Raw genomic sequence first — 631 nt, 5'->3', positions numbered from 1 at the left:
GGCAGGTTGGTCCCGACCATCGTCATGCCGGTCGCCGAAGGAGGCATGCTTCCCATGTCATGACCCGCCATGCCTTGCATAGCGCCCGAACCATGGTCCATGCCCTGCATGGCACCTGGCTGGCCGGGGGCGGCACCGCCGGAGGTATCTGGCATCGCCGACATGTCGTGCCCGGCACCAGGATTGGGGTTGGCTCCAGGCGTAGTCATGCCCGGCATCGCCGTCATGTCATGACCGGCGTGAGGATCTACCACGACCGTTCCCGGTGCCGGAGGCCTGGCGGACCGATCTGCGGCGGACCTGGCCCCCGATCCCGCCTTCGCGCGCGGTATCGACCTGGCAGCGGGCTTCACGGACTTCTTGCGCGCGGCGGGCTTGGCCGCTGCTGGCTTCTTAGTGGCAGGCTTTTTCACCGCTGGCGTCTTTGGCGGCGGCATCTTCATGCCGGGCATATTGGAATGGTCCATCTGCGCGGCCACCGGACTTGCGAGGCCAAGTGCCGCGCCGCCAGCGATCAAGAGGAACTTAGGCTGCATCGCGGTTCTCCTCGCCCATCGGGCGAACCGTCACGACACGCATCATCCCCGCGGTCATGTGATAAAGATTGTGGCAGTGGAACGCCCAGTCGCCG

Annotated in this window: 1 protein-coding gene and 1 pseudogene (1 of these 2 only partly in view); both read right to left on the bottom strand. The window is 66.1% G+C overall.

Annotated elements, in window-relative coordinates; genetic code table 11:
- On the bottom strand, positions 1-47 hold part of the coding region annotated (locus IL54_RS02715; RefSeq protein WP_237748763.1) for a multicopper oxidase domain-containing protein (this coding region is incomplete at its 3' end). Its footprint begins 1,677 nt before the window's first position; 47 of 1,724 annotated nt are visible.
- Positions 48-525: 478 nt separating this feature from the next.
- Positions 526-630 (bottom strand): annotated as a pseudogene (locus IL54_RS25790) (multicopper oxidase domain-containing protein); the annotation flags it as partial.
- Between the last annotated feature and the right edge of the window lies 1 nt (position 631).

The sequence above is a fragment of the Sphingobium sp. ba1 genome, from assembly GCF_000743655.1.
Classification (GTDB): Bacteria; Pseudomonadota; Alphaproteobacteria; order Sphingomonadales; family Sphingomonadaceae; genus Sphingobium.
The sequence above is the reverse complement of the archived record's forward strand: the minus strand, read 5'-3'. Positions and strand labels throughout refer to the sequence as shown.